This window comes from Pantoea sp. B270, assembly GCF_018726825.1.
GTDB classification, from domain to species: Bacteria; Pseudomonadota; Gammaproteobacteria; order Enterobacterales; family Enterobacteriaceae; genus Pantoea; species Pantoea dispersa.
Window position 1 is genome coordinate 985,820 of sequence record NZ_JAHCSX010000001.1, and the last position, 23,603, is coordinate 1,009,422.

Annotated in this window: 19 protein-coding genes; 12 read left to right on the forward strand and 7 right to left on the reverse strand. The window is 59.0% G+C overall.

The window, feature by feature from the left end:
- Positions 1-92: 92 nt before the first annotated feature.
- Positions 93-1,625 carry a Re/Si-specific NAD(P)(+) transhydrogenase subunit alpha gene (gene pntA, locus KOL70_RS04820; protein WP_215480290.1) on the forward strand — a complete coding sequence of 511 codons (1,533 nt, stop codon included), beginning with the start codon at positions 93-95 and terminating at the stop codon, positions 1,623-1,625.
- A gap of 11 nt (positions 1,626-1,636) precedes the next feature.
- The gene (pntB, locus tag KOL70_RS04825) at positions 1,637-3,025 is read left to right on the forward strand and encodes a Re/Si-specific NAD(P)(+) transhydrogenase subunit beta (protein WP_127834059.1); all 1,389 of its coding nucleotides are present in this window, start codon (positions 1,637-1,639) and stop codon (positions 3,023-3,025) included.
- Positions 3,026-3,101: 76 nt separating this feature from the next.
- Here the strand turns inward: pntB and uspE are convergent, their stop codons facing one another.
- Positions 3,102-4,058, reverse strand: a complete 957-nt coding sequence (gene uspE, locus KOL70_RS04830) for a universal stress protein UspE (RefSeq protein ID WP_058758505.1) — start codon at positions 4,056-4,058, stop codon at positions 3,102-3,104.
- Positions 4,059-4,177: 119 nt separating this feature from the next.
- A complete protein-coding gene (locus tag KOL70_RS04835; protein ID WP_031279133.1) occupies positions 4,178-4,930 on the reverse strand; it encodes an FNR family transcription factor in 753 nt (250 codons plus the stop codon).
- Positions 4,931-5,227: 297 nt separating this feature from the next.
- Here KOL70_RS04835 and smrA point away from each other — a divergent pair, with 297 nt between their 5' ends.
- Positions 5,228-5,794, forward strand: coding sequence for a DNA endonuclease SmrA (gene smrA / locus KOL70_RS04840; RefSeq protein ID WP_021506105.1), 567 nt, complete (start codon positions 5,228-5,230; stop codon positions 5,792-5,794).
- On the opposite strand, the gene KOL70_RS04845 is transcribed toward smrA, so the two are convergent.
- Positions 5,791-6,711 (reverse strand): LysR substrate-binding domain-containing protein, encoded by a 921-nt coding sequence (locus KOL70_RS04845; RefSeq protein ID WP_021506104.1) that lies wholly within the window; start codon positions 6,709-6,711, stop codon positions 5,791-5,793. The two genes, smrA and KOL70_RS04845, sit on opposite strands and share 4 nt — an antisense overlap.
- Before the next feature lie 323 nt (positions 6,712-7,034).
- On the opposite strand from KOL70_RS04845, the gene KOL70_RS04850 reads away from it, so the two are divergent.
- Both KOL70_RS04850 and KOL70_RS04855 read left to right on the forward strand, forming a co-directional pair.
- Complete coding sequence (locus KOL70_RS04850; RefSeq protein ID WP_104186703.1) at positions 7,035-8,369, forward strand: aromatic acid/H+ symport family MFS transporter; 1,335 nt, start codon at positions 7,035-7,037, stop codon at positions 8,367-8,369.
- Positions 8,370-8,457: 88 nt separating this feature from the next.
- The gene (locus KOL70_RS04855) at positions 8,458-9,798 is read left to right on the forward strand and encodes a VOC family protein (RefSeq protein ID WP_058780598.1); all 1,341 of its coding nucleotides are present in this window, start codon (positions 8,458-8,460) and stop codon (positions 9,796-9,798) included.
- 68 nt (positions 9,799-9,866) lie between these two features.
- Here KOL70_RS04855 and KOL70_RS04860 read toward each other — a convergent pair whose 3' ends face one another.
- Positions 9,867-10,301 carry a DoxX family protein gene (locus KOL70_RS04860; RefSeq protein ID WP_058769762.1) on the reverse strand — a complete coding sequence of 145 codons (435 nt, stop codon included), beginning with the start codon at positions 10,299-10,301 and terminating at the stop codon, positions 9,867-9,869.
- 191 nt (positions 10,302-10,492) lie between these two features.
- Here KOL70_RS04860 and KOL70_RS04865 point away from each other — a divergent pair, with 191 nt between their 5' ends.
- Positions 10,493-12,016 (forward strand): carboxylesterase/lipase family protein, encoded by a 1,524-nt coding sequence (locus KOL70_RS04865; protein WP_215480291.1) that lies wholly within the window; start codon positions 10,493-10,495, stop codon positions 12,014-12,016.
- A 212-nt stretch (positions 12,017-12,228) separates the two neighbouring features.
- Positions 12,229-13,905 carry a methyl-accepting chemotaxis protein gene (locus KOL70_RS04870; RefSeq protein ID WP_215480292.1) on the forward strand — a complete coding sequence of 559 codons (1,677 nt, stop codon included), beginning with the start codon at positions 12,229-12,231 and terminating at the stop codon, positions 13,903-13,905.
- Here KOL70_RS04870 and KOL70_RS04875 read toward each other — a convergent pair.
- Positions 13,863-14,744 (reverse strand): LysR substrate-binding domain-containing protein, encoded by an 882-nt coding sequence (locus tag KOL70_RS04875; RefSeq protein WP_021506098.1) that lies wholly within the window; start codon positions 14,742-14,744, stop codon positions 13,863-13,865. The two genes, KOL70_RS04870 and KOL70_RS04875, sit on opposite strands and share 43 nt — an antisense overlap.
- Positions 14,745-14,869: 125 nt before the next feature.
- Between KOL70_RS04875 and KOL70_RS04880 the strand changes: the two genes are divergently transcribed.
- Together KOL70_RS04880 and KOL70_RS04885 are read left to right on the forward strand one after the other, a co-directional pair.
- Positions 14,870-16,036: a methionine aminotransferase gene (locus KOL70_RS04880; RefSeq protein WP_215480936.1), complete on the forward strand. Its 1,167-nt coding sequence runs from the start codon at positions 14,870-14,872 to the stop codon at positions 16,034-16,036.
- A gap of 13 nt (positions 16,037-16,049) precedes the next feature.
- Positions 16,050-16,829: a transporter substrate-binding domain-containing protein gene (locus tag KOL70_RS04885; RefSeq protein ID WP_215480293.1), complete on the forward strand. Its 780-nt coding sequence runs from the start codon at positions 16,050-16,052 to the stop codon at positions 16,827-16,829.
- 63 nt (positions 16,830-16,892) lie between these two features.
- Here the strand turns inward: KOL70_RS04885 and pepT are convergent, their stop codons facing one another.
- Positions 16,893-18,119 (reverse strand): peptidase T, encoded by a 1,227-nt coding sequence (gene pepT / locus KOL70_RS04890; protein WP_215480294.1) that lies wholly within the window; start codon positions 18,117-18,119, stop codon positions 16,893-16,895.
- Between the two features lie 114 nt (positions 18,120-18,233).
- Between pepT and KOL70_RS04895 the strand changes: the two genes are divergently transcribed.
- Complete coding sequence (locus KOL70_RS04895) at positions 18,234-19,850, forward strand: ABC transporter substrate-binding protein (RefSeq protein ID WP_215480295.1); 1,617 nt, start codon at positions 18,234-18,236, stop codon at positions 19,848-19,850.
- Here the strand turns inward: KOL70_RS04895 and KOL70_RS04900 are convergent.
- Entirely contained in the window at positions 19,819-20,733 is a 915-nt protein-coding gene (locus tag KOL70_RS04900) for a LysR family transcriptional regulator (RefSeq protein WP_215480296.1), read from the reverse strand. The two genes, KOL70_RS04895 and KOL70_RS04900, sit on opposite strands and share 32 nt — an antisense overlap.
- Positions 20,734-20,880: 147 nt before the next feature.
- Here KOL70_RS04900 and KOL70_RS04905 point away from each other — a divergent pair, with 147 nt between their 5' ends.
- Both KOL70_RS04905 and KOL70_RS04910 read left to right on the forward strand, forming a co-directional pair.
- Positions 20,881-22,302, forward strand: a complete 1,422-nt coding sequence (locus KOL70_RS04905) for a M20 family metallopeptidase (RefSeq protein ID WP_059008776.1) — start codon at positions 20,881-20,883, stop codon at positions 22,300-22,302.
- Positions 22,299-23,573: an MFS transporter gene (locus KOL70_RS04910; RefSeq protein ID WP_215480297.1), complete on the forward strand. Its 1,275-nt coding sequence runs from the start codon at positions 22,299-22,301 to the stop codon at positions 23,571-23,573. The genes KOL70_RS04905 and KOL70_RS04910 overlap by 4 nt, the downstream gene beginning before the upstream one ends.
- Positions 23,574-23,603 lie beyond the last annotated feature (30 nt).

A 23,603-nucleotide genomic window follows, 5' to 3' on the forward strand; every position in this document is an offset into this window, starting at 1 on the left:
CATTTCGCTCATAAAAAGCTGAAACAGCGTTTCGGCTTTTAAGCATGTGCCCCTTACAGAACCTCATCCTTTAATCATGGAAAGGAAACAGTATGTTAATTGGGATACCCAAAGAGCGGTTAGCCAATGAGTCCCGCGTCGCAGCGACGCCAAAGACCGTTGAGCAGCTCATCAAGCTGGGATTCAGCGTCACCGTTGAGCAGGGCGCCGGTTTACGCGCCAGCTTTGATGATGACAGTTTTATCGCCGCCGGTGCCAGCATCAGTAACACACAGGATGTCTGGCAGTCCGACATCGTACTGAAGGTGAACGCGCCAGACGACAGCGAGATCGCCCTGATGCGCGCGGGCAGCACGCTGGTGAGCTTTATCTGGCCAGCGCAGAACCCGGCGCTGCTGGAGAAATTAGCTGCACGCAATATCACCGTGATGGCGATGGATTCCGTACCGCGTATTTCGCGCGCGCAGTCGCTCGATGCGCTCAGCTCGATGGCGAACATCGCCGGTTACCGGGCCATTGTCGAAGCAGCCCATGAGTTTGGCCGCTTCTTCACCGGGCAAATCACCGCTGCCGGTAAAGTGCCACCGGCAAAAGTGATGGTTATCGGGGCTGGCGTGGCCGGTCTGGCGGCGATTGGCGCGGCGGGCAGCCTCGGCGCCATCGTGCGCGCCTTCGATACCCGTCCGGAAGTGAAGGAGCAGGTGCAGAGTATGGGCGCCGAGTTCCTTGAACTCGACTTTGAAGAGGAAGCGGGCAGCGGCGACGGTTACGCCAAAGTGATGTCCGAAGCCTTTATCAAGGCGGAGATGGCGCTGTTCGCGGCGCAGGCGCAGGAGGTGGACATTATCGTCACTACCGCGCTGATCCCGGGCAAGCCGGCACCGAAGCTGATCACCGCAGAGATGGTGGCCAGCATGAAGCCGGGCAGCGTGATTGTTGATCTGGCGGCAGCCACCGGCGGTAACTGCGATCTGACCGTCGCCGACCGCGTCACGCTGAGCGACAACGGCGTCAAAATCATCGGCTACACCGATCTGCCGAGCCGGCTGCCAACGCAGTCCTCGCAGCTGTACGGCACCAACCTGGTGAACCTGCTGAAGCTGCTGTGTAAAGAGAAAAACGGCGAGATCGTGGTTGATTTTGACGATGTCGTGGTGCGCGGCGTCACAGTGATTCGTGACGGAGAAGTGACCTGGCCTGCGCCACCAATTCAGGTTTCTGCTGCGCCACAGGCCGCAAAACCTGCCGCACAGCCGCAGGTGAAAGCGGCAGAGAAGCCCGCTGCGCCGTGGCGCAAATATCTGCTGCTGGCGCTGGCGGTAGTGCTGTTCGGCTGCCTGGCCAACGTCGCGCCGGCGGAATTCCTGTCGCACTTTACCGTGTTCGCGCTTGCCTGCGTCGTCGGGTATTATGTGGTGTGGAACGTCAGTCACGCGCTGCATACGCCGTTAATGTCCGTCACCAACGCCATCTCCGGCATTATTGTGGTGGGCGCGGTGCTGCAGATGGGCCATGGCGGCTGGGTCACCTTCCTGGCGTTTATCGCCGTCCTGATTGCCAGCATCAATATCTTCGGTGGTTTCACCGTCACCCAGCGCATGCTGAAAATGTTTCGTAAGAATTAAGGGGTAACAACATGTCTGGCGGATTAGTGACTGCAGCATACATTGTTGCCGCAATTCTGTTTATTTTCAGCCTGGCCGGGCTCTCGAAGCATGAGACCTCAAAGCAGGGCAATATCTTTGGTATCAGCGGCATGGCGCTGGCGCTGCTCGCCACCATTTTTGGTCCGCACAGCGGCAACGTGGCGTGGATTCTGCTGGCGATGGTGATCGGCGGTGCGATTGGCGTGCGTCTGGCGAAGAAAGTCGAAATGACCGAAATGCCGGAGCTGGTGGCGATTTTGCACAGCTTTGTCGGTCTGGCGGCGGTGCTGGTCGGGTTCAACAGCTACCTTGACCACGCGCCCGGACTGTCGGCGGTGATGGAAAATATCCATCTGACCGAAGTGTTCCTCGGCATCTTTATCGGCGCGGTGACCTTCACCGGTTCGGTGGTGGCATTTGGCAAACTGCGCGGCAAGATCTCCTCAAAAGCGCTGATGCTGCCGCATCGCCATAAGATGAACCTGGCGGCGCTGGTGGTCTCATTCCTGCTGATGCTGTGGTTTGTGCGTACCGACAGCACCGCTGCACAGGTCGTTGCGCTGCTCCTTATGACGGTGATTGCGCTGGTGTTCGGCTGGCATCTGGTGGCGTCGATTGGCGGTGCGGATATGCCGGTGGTGGTCTCGATGCTCAACTCCTATTCGGGCTGGGCGGCGGCGGCGGCGGGCTTTATGTTGAGCAACGACCTGCTGATCGTCACCGGTGCGCTGGTGGGCTCCTCCGGTGCCATCCTGTCGTACATTATGTGTAAAGCGATGAACCGTTCCTTTATCAGCGTGATTGCCGGCGGGTTCGGCACTGACGTGAGCGGTGCCGACGCGGGCGAAGAGGCGGGTGAACACCGTGAAATCAGCGCGGAAGAGACGGCAGAACTGCTGAAAAACTCGACCTCGGTGATCATCACGCCGGGCTACGGTATGGCGGTCGCCCAGGCGCAGTATCCGGTGGCAGAGATCACCGAGAAACTGCGCGCGCGCGGTATCAAGGTGCGTTTCGGTATTCACCCGGTCGCCGGTCGTTTGCCGGGGCACATGAACGTGCTGCTGGCGGAAGCCAAAGTGCCGTACGATGTGGTGCTGGAGATGGATGAGATCAACGATGATTTCAGCGATACCGACACCGTGCTGGTTATCGGTGCCAACGACACCGTCAACCCGGCGGCCCAGGACGATCCGCGCAGCCCGATTGCCGGTATGCCGGTGCTGGAAGTGTGGAAAGCGCAAAACGTCATCGTGTTCAAACGCTCGATGAACACCGGCTATGCCGGGGTGCAGAACCCGCTGTTCTTTAAAGAGAACACCCAGATGCTGTTTGGCGATGCCAAAGCCAGCGTCGAAGGCATTCTGCGCGCGCTGTAGGAAACGAAAAGGGCGGTGATATCACCGCCCTGATAAGCTCAAACCGGGGCGGCGCAGGATGGCCGCCCTGCGTTATTTAATCCTCTTCATCTTCCTCATCGTCGAGGTCAATCGGCGATTTGAAATCATCCGGCTTAATCGCCAGCAAATCACAGCGCAGATGATCGATCACCTGTTCAGCGGTATTGCCGAGAAACGCAGCTGACAGACCGGTACGACCGATGGTACCCAGCACCACAATCCCGGCGTCGAGATGCGAAGCGATATCCGGGATGACTTCTTCCGGCAGGCCCTTCGCCACGTGAGTGAACTCCTCGCCGATGGAGAATTTCTGGCGCAGCGCTTTCATCGCCACCAGGTGCTGGCCGCGAATCGCATCGTTATAGACGCTGGGATCAAAATCCGGCAGTTCGATGGCAATGTTAATCGGCGTGACAGGATAAGCGCCCACCAGATGCACCTCGGTGTGATTCACCATTTCGGCCAGTCGTGTGGTCTCGCGGATCAGTTTTTGATTAAGCTCATCATGATGCGGTTCCTCGCTGGCAAGATTTACCGCCACCACCGCTTTGCCGCCTTCCGGCCACGGCTGGTCTTTGACCATCCATACCGGGCACGGGCACTTACGCAGCAGGTGCCAGTCGGTGGGGGTGAAAATCACTGCTTCCAGACGATCGTGCTGGTGCGCCATCTTCAGGACCAAATCATGCTGATGCGCCAGCACTTCCTGAATGATGGCTTCGTACGGCCGGTTATGCCACACCACTTTGATCTCGATATCCACGCCGGCTTCCAGATAGGCCTGCGCCTGTTCGCGGATCCATTCGGTACGCTGGCTAATCACCCCTTTGCGCATGTTGACGCGCTCGTCGGGCGACAGCAGGGTGGTCATTTCGTAGGAGAAGTCGTAGATAGGCAGGAAGGCTTTGATTTTTCCGCCGATACGTTGATTGAGATACACCGCACGCCGCAGCGCCGGCTGGTCGTCCTGCTGAGCATCAATCGCCACCAGAATATGCTGATACCGGGACATAAGGCACTCTCCTCAAACCAAAGCGAAGTTGGATTAAAGATAGCCTAAGATGGCGCAGGGCAGAAGCGGAAAAGTTGTTGCCGGATCAATAAAATAACATTTATCGACCCGGCAGGCGGTTACGCTGCCTGATCGGTCTGGCCGGCCAGTTCAGCCAGCAGCGCATGGTTTTCGATGGTAATATATTTGCCTTTCACCGCCAGCATGCCGCTTTTCTGGAAACGTCCCAGCAGACGGCTGATGGTTTCGACGGTGAGTCCCAGATAGTTACCGATGTCGCCGCGCGTCATGGTCAGGCGGAATTCACGCTGTGAGAAACCGCGCTGGCCGAAGCGGCGCGACAGGTTCCAGATAAACGCCGCCAGACGCTCTTCCGCGTTCTTTTTCGATAACAGCAGGATCATATCCTGATCGCCTTTGATCTCGCCGCTCATCAGACGCATCATCTGCTGACGCAGCGCCGGCATTTTACCGGACAGATCGTCGAGGGTTTCAAACGGAATTTCACATACCATGGCCGTTTCCAGCGCCTGAGCGAAGCTCGGATGATGCGCGCTGACGATGGCGTCAAAGCCCACCAGATCGCCCGCCAGATGGAAACCGGTGATCTGTTCATCACCCTGTTCGGTAATGGTGTAACTTTTAATGGTGCCGGAGCGAATAGCATAAAGGGATTTCAGTTCATCACCGGCTTTGAACAGCGTCTGGCCTTTCTGAATCGGCTTTTTGCGTTCAATAATATTGTCCAGCTGATCCAGTTCATGTTCGTTCAGCGTGAAGGGAATACACAACTGGCTGATACTGCAATCCTGACAGTGGATGGCACAACCGCCAGACTGAATACGTCGAATGCTGCGTTTTTCCGGGATCATATAGGTACGCTCGATGATTATTGACTGTCGTCAATTTTAACATTTTTCTTTGTCATGTGAACTCATCCGAGCAGTAATAATGATCAAAACCGCACAAATGCTGGGTATTCGCGGCTTTGATGTCTGCAAATTACCAGCCGGTTTTTGATCTGGAACGTTTTCTTTCCATATTTACATCCGGACACAACCTGATCCCGCGCAGAAAGTGACGGATGTGATAGCCGATAACCTTTGCTACTATTTTGCTTTCGGGTGGCATGTTGCGCCCGATTCACCACCAGGCGTGAGGAAAACACCATGAACCTTGATGATGAAGACCTTTTCCGCGATGCCATGGGTGATGTAACCCCGTTAAAAGATTGCGCCAACACCCAGTGGCTGCGCGCGCCGTCTACCAAAGCGCCGCGCCAGCAGCCGCATGACGACGCACCGGAAAACTTCCTGACGCGCGGCTTCCTTGAGATTATCCCGCGCGACACGCCGCTGGAATATAAAGCCGATGGCATTCAGCAGGGCGTGCTCGATAAGCTGCGGCTAGGCAAATATACGCTGGACGCCAGTCTTAATCTGTTGCGCCAGCCGGTGGAGACCTGCCGGCAATCGCTGTTCAGCTTTATGCTGGAAGCGCGCAAACAGGGCCTGCGCAATCTGCTGATTATTCATGGCAAAGGGCGGGATGATGAAGCGCACGCCAATATTGTCCGCAGCTACGTGGCACGCTGGCTGCGTCAATTTGACGACGTTCAGACCTTCTGCAGCGCGCAACCGCAGCACGGCGGCAGCGGCGCAGTTTATGTCGGGCTGCGCAAAACCGATCGCGCGCGCCTCGACAATCGCGAACGCCACGCCAAACGCAGCCGTTAACTGTGAAATTTGCGGATGGTGGCCATCAGCACTTCCGCGCTTAACGAGAGAGAGTGGCCGCTGCGGGTAATAATGCCCACCGGTTCGCCGGGGCCGGGCGATGCGATGGGTAGCGCGCTGAGCGCATTGTGACTTAAATCTTCCTTCACCGCGCCGGATGGCACAAACCACACATAGTCATAACGCAGCGCCAGCTGGCGGGCCAGCGAGGTGGAAGAGGTTTCGACACAGTTGCCCGGCAGCGAGCAGCCTTGTTCATCCAGCATGTGCTGGGCAATGCGGCGCGGCGCGGTGCCTTCAGGCGAAATCACTACCGGCCACTGCATAGCGCGGGAAAGTGTGACATTGTCACTTAACAGCGGGTGCTCCGGTCGCACCACCAGCTTGAGCGATTCGAGAAACAGCAATTCGTAGGTCAGGCCGGTCATCATTTCGCTGTCCGCCATACGGCCAATGCCAATATCAAACTCCCCGGCGCGCAGGCCAGCCAGCAGCACATTATTGTGCAGCGTGGCTACCTGTACCGTGGTGTTCGGCTGCTGTTCATGGAAGCGATCCAGGATCTGCGGCAGCATCCCCATGGCGGCGGTGGTGAGGGCGCCAAGGCGGATCACGATCGGGCGTCCGGAAACCGGCGAGTTGAAACTTTGTCCGGCGTGGTTAAGCGCATCCAGTACTTTCACCGCGTGGGTCAGGAACTGTTCTCCCAGTGTCGTCAGCTGAGCACCGAGGCGACCGCGCTCAAACAGACGTGCACCCGCCAGTTCCTCCAGCTCATTCAGCGTCTTAGACAGCGCCGGCTGACTCAGATTGAGGGTTTCCGCCGCGCGGCCCAGCGTGCCCTGTTGCGCGACTGCCACAAAGGTGTGTAAATGGCGCAGACGAATGCGCTGATTAAAGAGATGATTTTTGTCCATAAACGCCAGCGTAATGAGTCAGAGCGGTCAGCGGCAAGTGGCTGACCGAGATTCTGTTAACTTACCTGCAAAATTATATTAACAAAAACAGTCAGCGTGAGAAGTTTTAGTAAGTGGCTGTATTGGTTGGCTTTATAAATAACCGGGTATCCAGGCGCGTTTCTGTACTCAGCGTTATCAGTAGCTTAGCGGGTAAAATGTTGAATAATTCTCAATTTCACTTAAAAATCCTGCCCGTTATTGTTAACGATGCGCTATCATAAGCGCCGTTTTTTTTACCAAAACTGATGACCTATTCGTGATAATCCTGCAGGAGTGGTACCGTGACCAGCGCTGAAGCCATTGACGTCCGCCAGCTCATCAACCAGAGCGCGTTAAGCAGCTGGCAGAAGCGTTTAATTGCGCTGTGCTTTGTCGTGGTGGCGCTGGATGGCATGGATATCGCGCTAATGGGCTTTATCGCGCCGACGCTGAAAGCCAGCTGGGGCGTGACCAATCATCAGTTGGGGATGGTGATCAGCGCGGCGCTGATTGGCCTGGCGCTGGGTGCTATGGTGGCTGGACCGCTGGCCGATCGCTATGGCCGCCGCGTGATGATTCTGCTCAGCGTGCTGTTTTTTGGCCTCTGGACGCTGGCGACCGCCATGGCGCAAAACATCGAACAGATGATGCTGTTCCGCTTCCTCACCGGTCTGGGGCTGGGAGCGGCGATGCCCAACGTCGGCACGCTGGTGGCCGAATACGCGCCCGAGCGGCGTCGCTCGTTTATTATCACCGTGGTGTTCTGCGGCTTCACCTTTGGCGCGGCCTCCGGCGGTTTTGCCGCCTCGTGGCTGCTGCCGCGCTATGACTGGCATTCGGTGATGCTGATGGGCGGCGTGCTGCCGCTGCTGGTGCTGCCGTTTCTGCTGCGCGGCCTGCCGGAGTCGGTGCGCTTTCTCATCAGCCAGCGCGCGCCCGCTGCGCGCATTCACGCCATTCTGGCGCGCATGCTGCCGGGCAGCGTCCGGCCTGACAGCCATTTTCAAAGCAGTGAACCGCTGGCCGCGCGCCACGGTGCAGTGGCCACCGTCGTCTCACCCCGCTATCTGTTTGGCAGCCTGATGCTGTGGGGCGGCTACTTTATGGGGCTGTTTCTGGTCTACCTGATTGGCAGCTGGCTGCCATCGCTGATTAACACACTGGGCATGTCTGTCACCGAAGCGGCTATCGTCACCGCCATGTATCAGGCGGGCGGCACCGTTGGCTCACTGTTTGCCGGCTGGCTGATGGACCGCATCAACGCCAATCTGGCGCTGGCCATCATTTACTTTTGCGGCGGCATCGCCATCGTGGCGCTCGGGTTTTCCCCGGCGCAGGTCGGGTTGATGAGCGCCATCGCCTTCTGCAGCGGCTTCTGTTTTAACGGTGCCAACACCGGTATGAATGCACTCTCGGCCAGTTACTATCCCACTCATGCCCGCGCGACCGGCTCCAGCTGGATGCATGGCGTTGGCCGCATCGGCGCGATCATCAGCGCCTTCGTCGGCGCTGAGCTGCTGTCCCTCGGCTGGTCGTTTAGCGAGATCTTTCTGCTGCTGGCGTTGCCGGCGGCGCTGACCACGCTGATGCTGGTACTGAAATGTCGCTTTGGTGACCAGCCGCGCGCCACCGAGTGACAGGGCGATCACAGTTCCGCGAAAATGTTACCCGCCGCTAAAGGGTTGATCTACAGTAGCAGCAATCCTTTAGCCCAAGGTGATGACCATGGATAACTTTCTCACCCGCGATGCCATCCGCACGCTGTTCTCTCAGGCCATGTCGGCCATGTACCAGCAGGAGGTGCCGCAGTATGGTACCCTGACGCAGCTGGTTACCGCCGTTAACGAACGCACCTTAGAAGCGCAGCCGGCGCTGAAAAACCGTCTGGCCGCTGCCGATGAGCTGAGCCGGCTCGGCGTGGAGCGTCACGGTGCCATTCGCGTCGGCACTGCCGCAGAGCTCAGCACGCTGCGGCAGATGTTTGCCGTGATGGGGATGGAGCCGGTGGGCTATTACGATCTGTCACAGGCGGGCGTGCCGGTGCACTCTACTGCCTTTCGCCCGGTCAGCGACAGCGCGCTGCGGCGCAATCCCTTCCGCGTTTTCACCTCGCTGCTGCGGCTGGAGCTGATCGACGATGCCGCACTGCGCGACAAAGCCGCGGCTATTCTGGCGGCGCGCGACATCTTCACGCCTGGCTGCCGGGCACTGATCGCGCAGCATCAGCAGCAGGGCGGTCTCAATGCTGCCGATGCCGCCCGCTTTGTTCAGGAGGCGCTGGAAACCTTTCGCTGGCATGCGCACACCACGGTGGACAGCGCCACCTACCGCGCGCTGAGCCAGCAGCATCGCCTGATTGCCGACGTAGTCTGCTTCCGTGGCTGCCACATCAATCACCTGACGCCACGCACGCTGGACATCGATCGCGTGCAGGCGCTGATGCCTTCGCGCGGCATCGAACCGAAAATCCTGATTGAAGGGCCGCCGCCGCGCGCGGTGCCGATTCTGCTGCGCCAGACCAGCTTCAAAGCGCTGGAAGAGGCGGTGCATTTTAATGATGGCACGCCTGGCACCCATACCGCGCGCTTTGGTGAAATTGAGCAGCGCGGCGCGGCGCTTACGCCTAAAGGCCGCGCGCTGTACGACCGGCTGCTGGCGCAGGCCGGTACCGGCAGCGATAACCAGCAGCATCAGCAGCACCTCAGCGCGGTGTTTCGTGATTTTCCTGATGATGAACAGACGCTGCGCGAGCAGGAGCTGGCGTGGTTCCGCTACCGTCTGACGCCGCAGGGCGAGCATCAGCCGCCGCGCGCCGGGGAAACCGTGGCGCAGCTGCTGGCCACCGGACGTTTACAGGCGGAACCGATTGTCTACGAAGATTTTCTGCCGGTGAGCGCGGCCGGCATCTTCCAGTCTAATCTGGGCAACCAGACTCAGGCGCGCAGCGCCGGCAATGCCAGTCGTGCTGATTTTGAAGCCGCGCTCGGTGCCGCCGTGCAGGATGAGATGGTGCTGTATCAGCAGACTCAACAGCGCAGTCTGGCGCGCTGCGGCGTGCAGGAGTAGGGCGTAAAAAAGCGGCCTGAAAAGTGACAGGATCACTTTTACAGGCCGGCTGGTTTTCTTTCTAATGATTATTGCAGGCGTGCGTCGCGCACCAGCGTATATTTTCCGGCACCCAGGAACAGGATGGCCAGCGCGCCCAGCAGGTAAAGCGCTTCCGTTTCCAGCGACCAGGCGCCGACATCGGTGCGATGCCAGAGTGCGCCCATTTTCACCAGCAGCGTTGCGACTACCATGTTAACGGCAATGATAAAGGCCGCCGGGCGCGTCAGCAGGCCAACGATGACCATAATGGGTGCCACAATTTCCCCGATGTAAGCACCGTAAGCGATGAAACCTGGCATGCCTTTGACGCTGAGCAGATGGGCGATCCAGCCGACGCCATGAATCGCCTTAAACTCGCCATGAAACAGCAACAGCCCGCCGAAGGTTAAGCGTAACAGCAATTTACCGAAATCCGGGTGATCGCTCATCCGGGTGAACAGCTGATTGATGCCAGCAAACATCGCGTCTCTCCGTCACGCCAGGTTAACTTGCAACCATAAAACAGAATGCACCGCTGCAGTTAACCAAAAAATTTGATGAAGTTGTTCAATGAATCGGTCGCTTATTCGGCTTAATCTGCAAATGCTTGCAGAACATAGACATTCCACTGAGGCCTGCAAATAATGGAATCAGGCTTTACCAGGAACCCGCAATGAAAAATGAACGACGTCTGAGGATCATGACGGCAGAAGGTGAACTCAGAGGCCTGATGGATGATGAACTGTTTACCTTTAAAGGAATACCTTATGCAGCGCCGCCGGTTGGCGCACTGCGCTGGCGTCCGCCGCAGCCGGTGGTACCGTGGCAAACGCTGCGCGATGCCACCGCGTGGGGCGATGCCAGCTGGCAAAATCGTGACTACTGTGTGGCGGCTGGCGGCGGCGATCCGGGCTGCTTCAGCGAAGATTGCCTCTATCTGAATGTCTGGACGCCCGATGTCGAACCCGCTACGCCGTTACCGGTGATGGTATGGCTGCACGGCGGTGGCTTCAGCATCGGCGCCGGCAGCCTTGATCCCTATCGCGGCAAAGCGCTGGCGGCGCAGGGCGTAGTGGTGGTGACACTCAATTACCGCCTTGGCCATTTCGGCTTTTTTGCGCATCCGGCGCTCGACGCCCAGTATCCGCCGGGCAAGGTGGTCAATAATTTTGCGCTGCTGGATCAGATTGCCGCGCTGCAGTGGATTCAGCGCAACATTCCGGCATTTGGCGGCGATCGCCATAACGTCACGCTGTTTGGCGAATCGTCCGGCGCGCGCAGCGTACTGTCGCTCTGCTGCTCACCGCTGGCCGAAGGACTGTTTCATAAGGGCATCGTGCAAAGTGCCTACAGCCTGCCGGACGTGCCGCATAAGCAGGCGCAGCAAACCGGCCTGCAGGTGGCAGCGCATTTCAATCTGGCCGCGGATGCCAGTGCGGAGCAGCTGCGCGCACTGCCGGCCGACAGTTTCTGGCCGCTGGAGCGACCGCTGGCGCTGGGGCCGGTGGCCATCAGCGGCGATGCGGTGCTACCCAGACCGATGCTCGACACCTTTATGGCGGGTAAACAGCATCGCGTGCCATTGATGATTGGCAGCAACAGCGATGAAGCCAGCGTGCTGGACTACTTCGGCGTGGATGCCCGCAGCGTGTTACAACAACTGCGCAGCAAAAGTCGCCTGAGTTATCGCCTGCTGAAGTGGCTGTACGATATCCATGATGACAGCCTGCTGGGGCGCGCGGTGGCGCGCGACATGGCGTTTACCGTCATGCCGCTGCTGGTGGCACAGTCACAGCACAGCATCGGCATGCCTGCGTGGCGTTACTGGTTTGATTATGTGTCAGAAAACGCGCGTCATCTCTATCCGCACGGCACCTGGCACGGCAACGAAATTCCTTATGTCTTCAATACGCTCGCGACGCTGCCGCCGCCGGGTGACTGGCATTACAGCGCCAGCGATATCGCCTTTGCCGGTCGCGTCAGCGCCTGGTGGGTGGCCTTTGCACGGGATGCCAGTGAGTTCAGCCATCGGCTGCGGCTCGACGGAGAACCTGACTGGCCGGTATGGCGGCCAGGGGAAGATTTGACTCTCGCCTTTGGCCACGACGGTAAAGCGGAATCGGTGCTGAAGGCGCGATTTATGCGCGGCCGTCTGCGTCTGTTTCGCCTGATGATGCGCAGCCACGTTAAACTTTAATAAGCCTGCTAATCATGTAAAAATATCAATGTTTTTTTAAGGCAAATTGGCCGCTATCTGCCTGATTTTACGACCGCTCAGCCGCTCCGCGCGGCACCTCATCCTGCAATTAATTAGCTTACAAAACATTTATCTTTTCCCGGTTCGCTGCCGATAAATACCCTAAGCCCTGTTTTATCCGGGCTGCCAGCGTTCACACCAGGGGATTATGTATGGGTATGTTAAAAAACTTCACGATTCGCGCCGTTATGCTGACCATTCTCGGGCTTTTCTGCCTGTTATGGTGTGGCGTAGGGCTGTTCAGCGTCCACTCGCTGAATGCGCTTGGCGAGGGTAACGAGATTGATCGTCAGCTGGTAAACCAGATGACGGCGCTCAGCAAAGGCAACGATCAATATTTCCGCGTGGTCACGCGTCTGTCGCGGGTAATGGAAGGCCGCACCGCCGGTAACGCGCCGACCGCGGAAGCGTTCGCGCCGGTGCAGCAGGCACTGGATAACATGAAACAGCAGTTAACCCAGTTCAAAGCCATGGCGCCGGGTCCGATGGACAGTGAGACGGTGAACAATGTGATCAGCAGCTGGCAGAAACTGCTGGATGAGGGTATCGCGCCACAGGTGGCGCTGGCGCAGCAGGCTTCACTGGATGCATGGCGCGCGCAGGCCAACAATGTCACGCCGCCGCTGAGCCGGGCGTTTGGTGCCAGCGCAGAAGCGTTTAATCAGGCCGCCAGCAGCAAGCTGGATGAGACCCGCGTGACCGTGGACACGCTTACCAGCATGACCAAAGTGATTATTGTGTCGGCGGTGGTGTTCGGCTTATTGATTCTGCTGTTCACTGACCGTTACCTGGTGACGATGCTGGTGAAACCACTGGATCGCATCCGTAACCATTTTACCGTGATTGCGCAGGGCGATCTCAGCCAGCCGGTGGAAGAATTTGGCCGCAACTGCGTCGGTAAACTGGTGCCACTGCTACGGGCGATGCAGGACAGCCTGCGTGAAGCGGTCAGCGCCATCCGCAGCGGCACGGAGAACATCTACCGCGGCGCAGCAGAAATTTCAGCCGGCAATAACGATCTTTCATCGCGCACCGAAGAGCAGGCGGCCGCGCTGGAACAGACCGCAGCCAGCATGGAGCAACTGACCGCCACGGTGAAATTCAACGCCGACAACGCACGTCAGGCCAGCGCGCTGGCGGAGACTGCCACCGGCACCGCACAGCAGGGCGGCCGTCTGGTTGGCGAAGTGGTGACCACCATGCAGGGCATTTCCGGCAGTTCGAAAAAGATTGCCGAAATCACCAGCGTGATCAACGGCATCGCCTTCCAGACCAACATCCTGGCGCTCAACGCGGCAGTCGAAGCAGCGCGTGCTGGTGAGCAGGGACGCGGCTTTGCCGTGGTGGCCAGCGAAGTGCGCAACCTGGCGCAACGCAGCGCCGGCGCCGCAAAAGAGATCGCCACGCTGATTGAAGATTCGGTGTCACGCGTTGAAAAGGGCTCGGAGCTGGTCAGCAGCGCTGGCAGCACCATGCATGACATTCTGAAGTCGGTGCAGGATGTGAATGAGATCATGAAGCACATCGCTGCCGCGTCGGAAGAGCAGAGCAAAGGGATTTCGCAGGTCGGCACCGCCGTCACCGAAATGGACAGCGTCACCCAGCAGAACGCGTCGCTGGTGGAGCAGGTGTCGGCGGCGGCCAGCGCGCTGGAGCGTCAGACCGAAGAGCTGCAGGCGTCGGTGGCGAAGTTCCGTCTGTCCGACAGCGCGCCGCGCGCGCAGGCTGTGGCATCCACTGCTGCGCCTGCGCTGCGTCGGCCGGTGATATCTGCGGCCGCAGGCGCTCAGGGTAAACCCGCCAGCAGTGAAGAGTGGGTTTCTTTCTGAGGCTGACACAACCACGCCACCAGCTGCGGCAAAAACGGTGGCGCATCTTTTTCTGCCCGCTGTAACAGGCTGTAGCTCGCCCCGGTTGCCACACTCGCGGCAAACGGGGCAATTAACCGCCCATTCGCCAAATCATTCTCCACCAGCGTAATATCCGCCACCGTCACGCCAAATCCCTGAATCGCCGCGCTGATCGCCAAATCCATGGTGGCGAAGTGCTGATTGCGCGCCATCGGCAGCTGCTCCGCCTGGCCGGACAGCCATAGCTGCCAGTCGCGCGTATCGCCGGTCGGGTGCAGGAAGGTGAATTTGGCCAGTTCGCTGACATGGCGCGGTGCCGGCACGCTGCTGGCCAGCACCGGCGTCAGGCGCTCGGCAAACAGCGGAATGGCACCGGCAGGCGGCGTGCCGAATACAATCGCCGCATCGAAGTTTTCCAGCTGCGACGCATGATCGAGCGTGGTAGTGAGCGCCACGTGAATGTCTGGCCGCTGCTGCTCCAGCGCCACCAGGCGCGGCACCAGCCAGCGCATGGCGCAGGTCGGGGCTTTCAGCCGAATCGAGGCGTTGCTGCGGCTGGCTTTCTCAGTGGCATTGACCAGCAGATTGAATCCCTGTTGCAGCTCCGGCAGTAGCGCCGCGCCCTGATCGGTGAGATGCAGACCGCGCGCGTGGCGTTCAAACAGGGCAAATCCCAGCCAGCTCTCCAGCGCCGCAATTTTGCGGCTCACCGCGCCCTGAGTGATGCACAGTTCGCTGGCGGCGCGCGTCAGGTTGAGATGACGGGCGGTGACCAGAAAGGCATGAATGGCGTTGAGCGGCAGAGCAGAACGGGACATAACGGCCTCGAGCTATGATTTTTTATCATGGCTATTATGACAACAATTCGCTTGTCGACTCAAGCGTCGCGCCGTTGAATAGAAATCTACTTCCGATACGTGGTTATGCAACCTGTGGAGCAATGATGACCCTGAACAGCAGCGTGAAGCTCTCCTCCAAACAGCCGGACGTCGGCACCACCATTTTTAGCGTGATCGGCCAGCTGTCCGCACAGCACCAGGCCATTAATCTGTCCCAGGGCGCGCCCAATTTCCCGTGTGACCCGCAGCTGGTTGAGCTGGTCAGCCAGGCGATGCGCGACGGCCATAATCAGTACGCCGCGATGACCGGTTTACCGGCGCTGCGTGAAGCGCTGGCGGAGAAAGTGCACCGCCTGTATGGCCAGCCGTACGATGCTGCCAGCGAAGTCCTGATCACCGGCAGTGCCAGTCAGGGCATCTACATGGCGATTTCGGCGCTGGTGCATCCGGGTGATGAAGTGATCTTCTTTGAGCCAGCCTTTGACAGCTACGCGCCGGTGGTGCGGTTACAGGGCGCGAGGCCGATCGGCCTCAAGCTGCAGGTGCCGGATTTTGCGATTGACTGGGACGAACTGCGTGCCGCGATCACGCCGCGTACGCGCATGATTATCATCAATACGCCACATAACCCGAGCGGACAGGTGCTGAATGCCGCCGATCTCGACCAGCTGGCGGCCCTGACGCGTAATACCGACATCGTGGTGTTGTCTGATGAAGTCTACGAACACATCGTGTTTGACGGCCAGACGCACTGCGGCATGGCCACGCACGCGGAACTGGCACAGCGCAGCGTGGTGGTGTCCTCCTTCGGTAAAACCTTCCACGTCACCGGCTGGCGCGTCGGCTATGCGCTGGCGCCTGCTGCGCTGATGGCGGAGATCGTCAAGGTGCATCAGTTCATGATGTACGCCGCCGATACGCCAATGCAGGTTGGCTTCGCGCAGTATCTGCAGAACCCGCAAAACTATCTGCAGCTGTCGTCGTTTTATCAGGCGAAGCGCGATCGGCTGCAGACGCTGCTGCAGGATTCACCGTTCAGGCTGTTACCGAGCGCCGGTTCGTTCTTTATGTTGGCCAGCTACGGACATTTCAGTGACGAAAGCGACAGTGAAATGGTAAAACGTCTCATCGTCGATCACGGTGTGGCTACCATTCCGCTGTCGGCGTTTTATATGGATGGCACTGACAATAAATTAATCCGCCTTTCTTTTGCTAAAGACGACGCAACGCTCGAAGCCGGCGCGCAGGCGCTGTGCCGGGTTAAAGGGTAATTAGGGGAAAATAATGAAAAAACTGAACGCACTGTTTATCGCACTGGGCATGATCACCTCCGTGCAGGCGCTGGCGCAGGAGAGCCTGCGCTACGGTCTGGAGTCGCAATATCCGCCATTTGAAAGCCGCAACGCGCAGGGCGAGCTGGAGGGTTTTGACATCGAACTGGGCAAAGCCATCTGCCAGGTCGGCCATTTTGACTGCAAATGGGTTGAGAGCAGCTTTGATGCGCTGATCCCGGCGCTGCAGGCGAAAAAATTCGATGCGATTAACTCGGCGATGAACATCACCGAGGCGCGGGCGAAAAGTATCGACTTCACCAACCCGATCTACCGCATTCCTACCATGCTGATCGTGAAGCAGGGCGAGAAACTCGAACCGACGGCGGCGTCGCTGAAAGGTAAAAATATTGGCGTGCTGCAGGGCTCAATCCAGGAAACCTACGCTAAAAAGCACTGGGAATCCCAGGGCGTGACGGTGACGTCGTATCAGGATCAGAACCAGGTGTATAACGACATGGTCGCTGGCCGTCTTGACGGTACGCTGGTGATGTCCGCCGCCGGTCAGTCTGGTTTCCTCGATAAGCCGCAGGGCAAAGGTTTCGCCTTCGCCGGTAAGCCGGTGGAAGACGACACCATTCTCGGTTCCGGCATTGGTTTCGGTCTGCGCAAAGGCGATAGCAAGCTGAAAGGGGAACTGGATGCGGCCATCGCCAAAGTCCAGGCCGACGGCACCGTGACTAAACTGGCGACGAAATTCTTCCCGGGCATTGACGTCAGCGTCAGCAAGTAACCGGGTGTCAGCCTGATCGGCAGTCGCCGGTCAGGCTGTCTCAACATTTCTCTGCAACCGCGCTTATCGGGCTGCCAGATAACACAGCGCTTCCGCCACCTGATACGACTTCACAAATGACGGGATCGGCAGGAATTCAAAGCGCGAATGGAAATTGTGCGCGCCGGTGAAGAAATTCGGCGTCAGTAACCCTTTGGCCGACAGCGCAGACCCATCGGTGCCGCCGCGCATCGGAATCACTTTAGGTTCCACGCCCACCTGCTGCAGCGCAGCAAAAATCAGATCGATTGCCCGCCGGTCCTCACCTATCGCGTTACTGATGTTGCTATAGATATCATTGATTTTCAGCGCGACGTGACCAGTCGGATAGTGCGCGGCGATCTGATCGGCGACTTCCACCAGCTGCTGCTTCTTCGCATCAAAACCCTTCAAATCGAAATCGCGAATCGACGCTTTCAATACCGCCTGGCTGGCATTGGCCTGCATATCATTGAACCAGGTATAGCCTTCGCGTCCGGCGGTATGCTCAGGCGTGGCAAGCCGGTCGAAGCGGGCGATGAAGTCGTGCGCCATAAGTAGCGGATTCACCAGCACGCCTTTGCCCGACATGGGATGCGCCGGCACGCCGGTGAAGGTAATTTCAGCGGAGGCGCCGTTGAAGCATTCATACACCACTTCGCCCAGCTCGCAGCAGTCGATGGTCCAGGCGAAATCGACGTTAAAGCGCGTCTCCAGGTCCAGCGCCTTGGCGCCGCGCAGGCCGATCTCTTCATCCGGCACAAACGCCACCACCACATCACCGTGCTCGCCACGCAGGTTCTCCACCAGCGTCATCACCACGCTGACTGCCGCTTTGTTGTCGGCCCCCAGCACGCTGGTGCCGTCGCTGAACACAATCTCCTGACCGACATACGGCAGGATTTCCGGATGCTCCGCCACCCGCAGCCAGATGTCCTGCTGCGCATTCAGACACAGATCCGCGCCCTCAAAGCGCAGGGTTTGCGGATGGATATCCGGCGATAGCCCGACATCCACGGTATCAATATGGGTGATAAAACCTACGCGCGGCGCGCCAGGCCGGTTGCCCGGTTTCACGGCGGTCACGGTGGCATGCTGATCAATCACCACATCCTGCAGACCGAGATCACGCAGCTCCTGCGCCAGCAGTTCCGCCATAGCGTGTTGTGACGGCGTACTGGGCAGCGTGCTGGATTTGGCATCGCTCTGGCTGGAAACCGCCAGATAACGGTAAAAACGCTGGGTCAGCTGACGGGCAAGTTGGTCTGTCATCACAATTCCTTATTAGCTTTGCGCCACTGGAGATACGCCAGACGGCTAAATCATGTTATTTATGAAATAAATACCGATGCTGGCTCATGGAAGTCAATAAAAAGCGAGAAGACGATGAAAAAGATGATAGGAAAACTGGCGCTTAGCGCACTGGGGTTAGCGGTTGCAGGCGGCGTCTCGGCGAAGACGCTGGTTTACTGTTCTGAAGGCTCGCCGGAGAACTTCAACCCGCAGCTCTATACCTCCGGTACCAGCGTGGACGCCAGCGCCGTGCCGATTTTTAACCGCCTGGTGGATTTCAAACCGGGCACCACCGAGCTGGTGCCCAGCCTGGCGGAGCGCTGGGAGATCAGCCCGGACGGCAAGGTGTATACCTTCCATCTGCGCAAAGGGGTTAAGTTCCAGAGCAATAAACTGTTTACGCCGTCGCGCGATCTCAACGCCGATGACGTGATCTTCTCGTTTATGCGCCAGCTCGATACGAAAAACCCGTATCACACCGTTTCGGGCGGTAACTATGCCAACTTTGAAAGCCTCGAGCTGGCAAAACTGATCACCCGTATCGATAAGGTGGATGATCTGACGGTGCGGATTACGCTGGCCCATGCCGAAGCGCCGTTTCTCGCCGATCTGGCGTGGTATTTCGCCTCGATTCACTCGGCGGAATATGCCGACCAGATGCTGAAAGCCGGTACGCCGGAAAAGGTCGACATGCAGCCGATTGGCACCGGACCGTTTGAGCTGGTGCAGTATCAAAAAGATTCCCGCATTCTCTACAAAGCCTTCCCGCAGTACTGGCAGGGCAAGGCTAAAATCGATCGTCTGGTGTTTTCCATCACCCCGGACGCCTCGGTGCGCTATGCCAAACTGGAGAAAAACGAGTGCCAGGTGATGCCGTTCCCTAATCCGGCCGATCTCGACAACATGCGCCACAACCCGAACATCACGCTGGAACAGAAATCTGGCCTCAACACCGGTTTCCTGTCGTTCAACACCACCAAAGCCCCGCTGGATAACGTGAAAGTGCGCCAGGCGCTGGCGATGGCCATCAATAAGCAGGCGATCATTGATGCCATCTTCAAAGGTACCGGCACGGTGGCGAAGAATATTCTGCCGCCGGATGTGTGGAGTGCTGATAAAGATCTGCAGGATTACGCCTACGATCCGCAACAGGCCAAAGCGCTGCTGCAGCAGGCCGGCATTCAGCCGGGCACCGAAATTTCTCTGTGGGCGATGCCGGTCCAGCGGCCGTATAATCCCAACGCCCGCCGCATGGCTGAGATGATTCAGGCCGACTGGGCAAAAGTGGGCATCAAAGCCAACATCGTCAGCTATGAGTGGGGCGAATACCTCAAGCGCGTTAAGGGCGGCGAGCATCAGGCGGCGCTGATGGGCTGGACCACCGCCACCGGCGATCCGGATAACTTCTTCGGGCCATTGTACAGCTGCACCTCGGCGAACGGCGGCTCCAACTCGTCCAAATGGTGCTATGCGCCGTTTGAGAAAATCATCACCGAGGCGCGCGCCGAGCAAAATCACGACAAGCGCGTGGCGTTATACCGTGAGGCGCAGGAGATGATGCATGACCAGATGCCGGCGGTAATGATTGCGCACTCAACGATTTTCGAGCCGGTGCGTAAATCGGTCAGCGGCTACCAGGTGGATCCGTTCGGCAAGCACATCTTCTATCCGGTGGATATCACGCCTCAATCGCAGCGGACAGCGCGCTGAGCTGCTGTTGCAGAAAGGTCAGAAACAGAGTCAGGGCGGCGCTACGGGGTCGCCCTGACTGCGTCTGCAGCTGCAGCGTACGCTGGCTCAGCTGATCGATATTGACCGCGCGCATCACCAGACCCTGCTGCTGGGCCTCTTCCGCCAGGGTAAAACTGCTGCAAATGGTCACCGCCAGCGGCGTGCGCAGTAGAAAATGAAACAGGGTGGAGAAGTTGTCGCAGGTCAGCACCGGTTCAATCAGGTGGCCACTCATGTGGCTGGCCAGCTCAAACAGCTGGCGTACCGTGGTGTTTTGCTGCGGTAGCGCCAGCGGATAGTGGCTAAGATCGGCCAGCGCCACCTGCGGCACGCCCGCCAGCGGATGGCTGTCATGCATCACCAGCAACACCGGCGCCGGCCATGAGCCCACCACCTCAACCGCACGTTCCGCGTGCAGGCTAAACTGCAATGCCACGTCGCACTCGCCGCTGCGCAGCAGTTCAGCCACGCCCTGCGCGCTAGCCACCCGGACGTCAAACAGCACGCCGGGATGATCGCGGCGAAAGGCGGCAATCAGCCGGGGCAGCAGGGTAAACGCCAGCCCGTCGGTACAGGCGACACGAATCAGCGTGCGCCGCACCGCCTTCAGGCCTTTGATCTCCGCCAGCGCATACTCCATATCCAGCAGATTTTTGCGCACGTGATGGGCAAAAATCTCGCCGGCCTCGGTCAGCACCATGCCGCGCGCATGACGCGCAAACAGCGTCACGCCCAGCTGCTGCTCCAGCCGCTGGATCTGGCGGCTGATGGCAGAGACCGCCACAAACAGCTGGGCGCTGGCCGCGCTGAGCGAACCGCAATCGGCTACCGCGAGAAAATAACGCATTTCCGTGCTTAACATGCCATGGCCTCCGTCTGTGCCTGCCTCGAAATCGGGCAACGCAGCTTTGCTTTAAAGGCAAATCTTACTCGATAAATTGATAATTGTGGCAAAGCTGCCTTTCCGCAAAGATGAAAAAACAGCAGACCTATAACAGGCAGGGCAAACATGACAGCACAACAGGCGGTTCAGCAGGCCACCGCATATTTCGACAGCGGGGAATTTCAACGTATCCTGGCGCGCCGCGTGGCGTGGCGCACCGAGAGCCAGCGCGACGATCGCGATGCGGCGCTACAGGACTATTTGCAGCAGGAGATTGCGCCGCAACTGCAGGCGCTGGGCTTCACGCTACAGCTCATCGATAACCCACACGCCGCCGGCCGGCCATTCCTCGTGGCGGTGCGCATGGAAGATCCCGCCTTACCGACCTTGCTGAGCTACGGGCACGGTGATGTGGTATTCGGCGATGACGAAAACTGGCGCAGCGGGCTCTCGCCGTGGCAGCTGACCGAAGAGGGTGATCGCTGGTACGGGCGTGGCAGCGCCGACAACAAAGGTCAACACTGCGTCAATCTTGCGGCGCTGGAGCAGGTTTACCAGGCGCGCGGCGGCCGTCTCGGCTTTAACTGCAAATGGCTGTTTGAGATGGGCGAAGAGATCAGCTCGCCGGGGCTGGCGCAGCTGTGTCAGCAGCAGGCGGAACTGTTGCAGGCTGACCTGTTCATTGCCTCAGACGGTCCGCGGCTCAACGCCGTGCGGCCGACGCTGTTCCTCGGTTCGCGCGGTGCGGTAAATTTCCGTCTGACCATCAACGCGCGTGACAATGCTTATCACTCCGGCAACTGGGGCGGACTGCTGAGCAATCCCGGCACCCGCCTGGCCAGCGCCATCGCCACGCTGGTGGACGCGCAGGGCGTGCTGCAGGTTAAGGCGCTGCGACCTGATTCGTTAACGCCGCAAGTGCGCGCCATTCTCAGCGATATCGAGGTGGGTGGCATGCCAGGCGATCCCGCGATTGACACCAACTGGGGCGAGCCAGGCCTGACGCCTGCCGAACGCCTGTACGGCTGGAACACGCTGGAAGTGCTGTCGTTTCTCACCGGTAATCCGGCGCGCCCGATGAATGCCATTCCCGGCAGCGCGACGGCGGTGTGCCAGCTGCGTTTTGTGGTCGGTACCGACTGGCAGCGGCTGGCGCAGCACGTCAGCGCGCATCTGGCGCAGCACGGCTTCCATGATGTTGAGGTTGAGTTTTTGCGTGGTTCACCCGCCACGCGTCTTGATCCTGACGATCCGCTGGTGCACTGGGTGCTGAACAGCATGGCGGCAACCAGCGGCAAAAAACCGGCGCTGCTGCCCAACCTTGGTGGATCGCTGCCAAATGAGGTATTCGCGGAGATTCTGGGCCTGCCAACGCTGTGGGTGCCACATTCGTATCCCGCCTGCGGTCAGCATGGCGTGAATGAGCACATGCTGAAATCGATTGCCCGCGAAGGGCTGCAGATCATGACGCAGCTGCTGTGGGAGCTGGGCGAGCAGGGCACGGAATGGCTGGCGCAACACCGCGCCTATGCCGGAGGTGGCGCATGAGCAGCCTCAGCCATAGCGCGCCGCTGAGCGGGGTGAAGCCAAACCTGCACAAAACGCTGTTTGCAACCTGCATTGGTAATGCGCTGGAGTGGTTCGACATTGCGGTGTATGGCTTTTTCGCCAGCTATATCGCCCACGCCTTCTTTCCCACCAGCGATGCGTCGGTCTCGCTGCTGCTGACCTTTGGCAGCTTCGGCGTCTCCTTTCTGATTCGCCCGCTGGGCGCGGTGGTGCTGGGCAACTATGCCGATCGCCACGGGCGTAAAAAAGCGCTGCTGCTGTCAATCAATCTGATGATGCTTGGCGGAGCCATCATTACTTTTATGCCGGGCTACGACAGCATCGGCCTGCTCGCACCGCTGCTGATCCTGCTGGCGCGCCTGGTGCAGGGCTTCTCTGCCGGTGGCGAATTTGGCAGCTCTACGGCGTTTCTGGTCGAGCATTTTCCCGAGCGCAAAGCCTTTATCGCCAGCTGGCAGTTCGCCACCCAGGGCGCCAGCACGCTGATGGCCTCGGCGTTTGGTCTCGGTCTGACGCAGATCCTGAGCGAAGGCCAGATTCAGGCGTGGGGCTGGCGTATTCCGTTTGCCTTCGGCCTGCTGATTGGCCCGCTCGGGCTGTATATCCGCCGTCACGTGCACGAGCCCGCCAGCTTTGCCGCGCAGACGCCGGAAGCGGCCCCGCTCAAACGGCTGCTTGGCCGGCAAAAAGCGCTGATGCTGCTGGCGATTGGCCTGATGGTGATCTCCACGGCGGTCAACTACATGCTCAACTACGTGCCGACCTATGCGACTAAAAATCTGCATCTGCCGGGCTCGGTGGCCTTTACCGCCACGCTGCTGGCCGGGGTGATTCTGACGGTGGTGACGCCGCTGATGGGATGGTGGGCGGAGCGCATTGGCCGCCTGCCGCTAATGTGGGGATCGCTCATACTGCTGATGGTCACCATCTATCCGGCCTTTCGGCTGGTGGTCAATCACACCACGCCGGCCACGCTGATTGTGCTGGTATGCTGGATGGCGCTGCTGAAATCGATCTATTTTTCTACCGTACCCTCGGTGATGGCGGATCTGTTCCCGATTGGTACGCGCGCCAGCGGCATGGCCATCAGCTATAACATTGCGGTTACGGTATTTGGCGGTTTTGCGCCGCTGATTTGCACGCTGCTGATCAGTGCCACCGGCACCAGTCTGGCGCCGGGCTACTACCTGATGGCGATGTCGCTCTTTAGCGGGATAGCGCTGCTGCGCAGTCAGAAACGGATACGCTAAGTGGCAACCGGTGCGCGCGCTGCGCACCGG